The organism is Adlercreutzia rubneri, from assembly GCF_009755265.1.
Classification (GTDB): Bacteria; Actinomycetota; Coriobacteriia; order Coriobacteriales; family Eggerthellaceae; genus Adlercreutzia; species Adlercreutzia rubneri.
The window spans coordinates 1-5,431 of record NZ_WPOO01000035.1 but is presented as its reverse complement, the minus strand read 5'-3'; the positions used below and the strand labels follow the sequence as shown (position 1 = coordinate 5,431).

Here is a 5,431-nt window from a genome sequence, read left to right as displayed (position 1 = left end):
CGCCTACCCGTTCGGCGGCGGCCTGCACTGCTCCACCGCCGACGTCTACCGCGAGGGCGAGTGCCTCGACTACTTCCCGAACCGCGTCGAGGATCCCACCCTCGTGCGCCCCGAGATGTGGAAGTAAGCACGACGTTTATCGTGGGCTCCCAGGTTCGAAAAGCAGCCTGAGAGTTAGAATCGCCGATCAGCAGCTAAGGGCAGCTGCCTGAGAGGCACAAGTTAGAAAAGAAAGGGGAACAGGTTTCAACGCAAAGGCGCGGCCTGTTCCCCTTCTTTATTTCACGGAACTAGGGCAAGTTCCGTGTCCGGGGCGCCTCTCTTAAGGGCGAGGGGACGTTCCATTCAACCTATCTCACCTCAGAGGAAAGAAAAAGGAGGGATTATGGCACAGGAAAACACCAACGCCACCGAGGGCTATCAGATGAAGACCGGGTGGGGTACCATTGCCATGCTCATCTCTGCAACCGGCATGGGCCTCGTGCCCCTGTTCAGCCGCTGGGCCACGCGAACGGATATGTTCGATGGCACCCTGGGCCTGAACGCCGGTGACTCCATCGGCGCTCTCATGGCCTGCGGCCGCATGGGCATGGGCGTGCTGTTCTTCGTTATCCTGATGGTCGCCACTCACAAGGTGAAGACCTTCAAGGAACTCAAGCTCACTCCCGCCATCGCTCTCGGCGGTTTGATGATTGGTATGTCCTTGGCATGCTACGTGACGTCCACGCTGCTCACGACCGTTGCCAATGCCGTACTGTTCATCTACACCGGCCCGGTGATCTGCGTGTTGGCAGCCCGCATCTTCCGCAAGGAGCCCATGAGCGGCCTGCAGTGGATCTGCCTGCTCGTCGTGTTCATCGGCATGCTGTTCGGCGAGGGCCTGCTCGGCTTCGGCGTGGGCGGCCAGTTCTTCGGCCTCGACTTCAGCCTCGAGACCTCGACGCCCGAGTTCCCGCAGAAGGGCGTGGGCGACGCCTTCGGTCTGCTGTCCGGCCTGTTCTACGGCCTGTCGATGTTCTTCAATGGCTATCGCAAGGATGCTGATACTACGGCTCGCGGCGTGTGGAACTTCATCTTCGCCGTGCTGGGCGCTGGCCTCATCACCATCATCCTGAACTCCCTGGGCTCTCAGCCCGGCATGGAGAACTGGGCGCTGTCCGTGCACTTCACCACCTTCAACTGGATCGGTGCTGTGCTCCTGTGGATCATCTGCGGTCCTATCGCTCTGGGCTTCCTCTTGGTGGCCGGCCGCAACCTGCCGGCTGCTGACTACGGCACCATCGCTTACTGGGAGGTGCCCGTGGCCATCTTCGTGGGTCTGGTCGTCTTCGGCGAGGCGCTGACCGTGAACACCATCATCGGTGGTCTCATGATCATCGCCGGTGGCGCCATCCCGTCCGTCAAGGGCATGGTTGCCGAGCGCAAAGCGAAGCAGCAGCAGGAGATTGCCGAGAACCTCACCGCCCGCATTGCCGAGCAAGAGGACATCGAGGGTCTGTAAGCAGCGCGTCAGAAATGACTGCCGTATAGGAAGAGGCTTCTTATGAAGATGACTAAGAACCTGACGCACATCGCCTCGTCGGTGGAGTTCGAGCCCGCGATGACCGAGGAGCAGCTGGAGGCTGTGTTCGCTCAGAACGGCGTGACCGGCTTCCCCGCAGAGCTCGACATCGCCGAGCGCACCGAGGAGCATGTGCAGATGGTGTCGCTGGAGAAGTTCATCGCCTTCGCCAAGGCGTCCGGGCTCTCCGCCGTCACCTACGACGTGACCTATTTCCCCCATGCCGATGACGCCGAGGTGGAGTATCAGCTCAAGCAGCTGGCCCGCGACCTCGAGATCAGCGTGGAGGTGATCCGCGACGTGTGCGCCGACGAGATCGCCGAGTACATCAAGCTCGATGCCGAGCGCGATGCCTCGCTTCCCGTGCACAGCATCGTGGAGTGCTACACCGGCGGCACTGCGTTCGCTTGGTACGGCATGAATCCGTATCCGCGTCTGAAGCGCGTGGTGCTCGGCAAGCTGGCTGCCGGCGGCAAGAAGGCCGAGAAGGCGTTCGTGCTGTGTGCCAGCAAGGCCCAAGTTGACTACATGGGCGACTACTAGGATGTAACCGAGGCCGTGCGAAGCGTTCGTGCGGCCTCGGCGCATTAAGGGCGCGCACGGCCCGAACCGTGCGGTACGTGTGCTGGCTGGCACGAGGTACAACCTCCCGACCCCGGGACGTGCCGGCTTGCACGAAGAAAGGGAGGTTCGCGTATCTGTGAGTCACGGATGCCGGGCCTCCCTCGTTTCTAAAGGGGGTGTTTCCCGATGAGGAAAACACAAAGTAAAAAGGGGTTCGGAAAGGATCTGGGTGATTTCCATGGCGTCTAGCGAAACAGCGGCTGCGGTTCAGCGGGACAGCGAGGAGCACGCGACACTGAGGCGCGTGGCAGTCTCCTCCTTCCTCGGGAACTTCATCGAGTGGTTCGACTACGCGTCTTATTCCTACTTTGCGACGGTCATCGCGCTCGTGCTCATGCCTCCGGGCGACCCGACCGTGGCGCTGCTGGAGACCTTCGGCGTGTTCGCGCTGTCCTTCCTCATGCGTCCCGTGGGCGCCTTCTTCTGGGGGCACATGGGCGACAAGAAGGGCCGCAAGTGGGCGTTGGCCACCTCCATCCTCATGATGTCGGCGGCCACCTTCGTGATCGGGCTTTTGCCCACCTTCGAAGCCGTGGGCATTCTGGCGCCGATCCTGCTTCTGTGCCTGCGCATGGTGCAGTCGTTCTCGGCTTCCGGCGAGTACGCCGGCGCGGCCACCTTCCTGGCCGAGTACGCCCCGTCCAACCACCGCGGCCTGTACTGCTCGCTCGTGCCTGCCTCGACGGCCACGGGCCTGCTCATCGGCTCGGCGCTCGCCACGTTCATGTTCATGACGTGGGGCCACGACTCGTCCTTCGTGACCGAGTGGGGCTGGCGCATTCCGTTCCTTCTGGCGGGTCCTCTCGGGCTCATCACGCACTACATTCGTACCCGCGTGTCCGACTCGCCGGTGTACCAGGAGATGCAGGAGAAGCTGGAGGCCAAGGGCGAGTCCGACGACAAGCCCATCAAGCTTCTGCTCACCAAGCACCTGCGGCCTTTGCTCGTGTCCTTCGGCGCCTGCATGCTGAACGCCGTGGGCTTCTACGCCGTGCTCACCTACCTGCCTAACTACCTGCAGGACACCGTGGGCTACGACGCCGGTTCCTCGTCGCTCATCACAACGATCTGCCTGGTGGCCTACATCGCGTTCATCTTCCTGTCCGGCCGCATCTCCGACAAGGTGGGCCGCAAGAAGATGCTCATCATCGCCTGCGTGGGCTTCATCATCTTCACGGTGCCCGCGTTCTACCTGCTGAACTCGCAGAACTTCGCGATCATCCTGATCGTGGAGCTCGTCATGTGCCTTCTGCTCACCATCAACGACGGCACGCTCTCGAGCTACCTGTCCGAGACGTTCCCCACTGAGGTGCGCTACTCCGGCTTCGCGCTGTCCTTCAACTTCGCCAACGCCATCTTCGGCGGCTCGGCGTCGTTCATCTCCATCGCCCTCATCGAGGCGACGGGCAACGCCATCGCGCCGGCCTGGTACATGGTGGCCATCTCCGTGGTCGCGTTCATCGCCATGTGCATGACTCACGACAACTCGAAGAAGAAGCTGACCGAGATCCAATAGTCGGGAAGTGACATTTTCTGCGGCAGCCGAGCGATCGGGGAGGGTCGCTCGGCTGTCGCTTGCTTGTGCACTTGCACCATGAAGCGAAACTTTGACAGCGCTTCAAGTATTTCCAGAAAATAACTCTCATCTGGGGTTTCATTGTTGGGCGTTTTCTGGTAGAGTCACGCAAAAGTAATCAAAAAGGAAGCGAGTCTCCCATGGCTAAGCCGTTGTCCAAGCCCAAATCCCTGAAAGCTCAGATCACGCGAACCTCGCTGGTGCTGGCTGCGGCCGCTCTGCTTCGCGAGCGCGGCCCGGAGGCCGTCACCTATCGCAAGGTGGCAGAATGGGCCGGTGCGGCCTCGTCCTCAGTGGGCTACTATTTCGACTCCGTCACCGAGCTTCTCTACGAAGCGGGCTGCTACAACATTGAACTGTGGATCGCCCGTGCCGAGAAGGTGGCTCAGGCCGCCGATGCCTTCAGCCCCGAGGAATGTCGCGAGCGCGTGGTCGACCTTCTGCTGGAGGCGTGCCTTCCAGACGACACGGTATCCATGCCCGCCCATTATGCTCAGCTCATCGCCTCAGCCGAAGCGCCGGTGGTTACCGAGGCCTACCGCAAGGGACGCGAGGCTCTCGATGCGGCCGTGAACCGCATTCTCGTTCGCGCCGGCGTGAACCTTACTCCTTCGGTCGTCGTCGCCCTCGTCGACGGGGGAGCGGTGAAGGCGATCTCGGAAGGCTACGATGTGCGCGAGATTGCCCGTATGCTCTTGGAGACTGCTCTCGACCGGTAGCTCTGGTGCTTTCGCCTATCGTTTCAAAGGGAAGACGCCCGCTCTTTCGAATAAGGAGTGGGCGTCTTTTTTGCTGCTTCAATCGGTTACGGGGTGTACTACAAATATTGTGCGATTGCAAAAGATGATAGATATCCATAGTTGACAAGATGACGATGATTTTTCAGGAAATCGAAAACTTTCTTCGGTAAAAGGCTTTTGTGCAACTGCAAGAAATGCTATAGTGCAGCTAGTCTCAAAAGAGACGGAAGAGTGCCTATGAGATAGGAGCACATGTTATGGCAAAGATCGTCAGCTCTTGGAACGACTGGGATCCGCTGAAGCGCGTCATCGTCGGCCGCTGCGACAACTCCGTCATCCCGCCGGAGGAGCCCGCCACCTCTGAGAAGGTGCCGGTTGACTCCGAGATGCGCGGCATGTGGGGCCTGCGTCCCTCCGACACCGTGGCTCGCGGCAACGAGTGCCTCGAGAACCTCGTGAAGATCCTCGAGGACCGCGGCGTCGTCGTCGACCGCCCGACCCCGCTGCAGTGGAACCAGGCCATCGGCACGCCGGACTTCCGCAACGACTCCATGATGACCTGCATGCCTCCGCGCGACATCCTGCTGACCATCGGCAACGAGATCATGGCCGCCGCCAACTCCTTCCGCTGCCGCTACTATGAGTATCTCGCCTACTGGCCGCTCATGGAGGAGTACTTCGAGCAGGATCCCGACTTCAAGTGGACCCAGGCCCCCCGTCCCCGCCTGACCGACCGCTCCTACAAGCACAACTACTACGACGAGAAGATCTCCCTGGAGGAGCGTCTCGAGCGTACGGCTGCTAAGGACTTCGTGACCACCGAGGTCGAGCCGATGTGGGACGCCGCCGACGTGATGCGCATGGGCAAGGACCTGTTCATCCAGCACGGCCTGACCACCAACCGCGCCGCCATGGACTGGTTCCAGCGCT

Annotated in this window: 4 protein-coding genes and 1 pseudogene; all 5 read left to right on the top strand. The window is 61.1% G+C overall.

What is annotated here, in order from left to right:
- Nucleotides 1-385 precede the first annotated feature (385 nt).
- Entirely contained in the window at nt 386-1,501 is a 1,116-nt protein-coding gene (locus GO707_RS11665; protein WP_022739238.1) for a DMT family transporter, read from the top strand.
- 42 nt (nt 1,502-1,543) lie between these two features.
- A complete protein-coding gene (locus GO707_RS11660) occupies nt 1,544-2,104 on the top strand; it encodes a hypothetical protein (RefSeq protein ID WP_157013075.1) in 561 nt (186 codons plus the stop codon).
- A gap of 259 nt (nt 2,105-2,363) precedes the next feature.
- Nucleotides 2,364-3,701 carry an MFS transporter gene (locus GO707_RS11655; RefSeq protein WP_114539352.1) on the top strand — a complete coding sequence of 446 codons (1,338 nt, stop codon included), beginning with the start codon at nt 2,364-2,366 and terminating at the stop codon, nt 3,699-3,701.
- 200 nt (nt 3,702-3,901) lie between these two features.
- Nucleotides 3,902-4,480, top strand: coding sequence for a TetR/AcrR family transcriptional regulator (locus tag GO707_RS11650; RefSeq protein ID WP_114539334.1), 579 nt, complete (start codon nt 3,902-3,904; stop codon nt 4,478-4,480).
- 278 nt (nt 4,481-4,758) lie between these two features.
- Nucleotides 4,759-5,431 (top strand): annotated as a pseudogene (locus GO707_RS11645) (serine/threonine protein kinase); the annotation flags it as partial.

Coding starts and splice junctions, on each gene's coding strand:
- GO707_RS11665 (WP_022739238.1), top strand. CDS start 386: ATGGCACAGGAAAACACCAACGCCACCGAGGGCTATCAGATGAAGACC.
- GO707_RS11660 (WP_157013075.1), top strand. CDS start 1,544: ATGAAGATGACTAAGAACCTGACGCACATCGCCTCGTCGGTGGAGTTC.
- GO707_RS11655 (WP_114539352.1), top strand. CDS start 2,364: ATGGCGTCTAGCGAAACAGCGGCTGCGGTTCAGCGGGACAGCGAGGAG.
- GO707_RS11650 (WP_114539334.1), top strand. CDS start 3,902: ATGGCTAAGCCGTTGTCCAAGCCCAAATCCCTGAAAGCTCAGATCACG.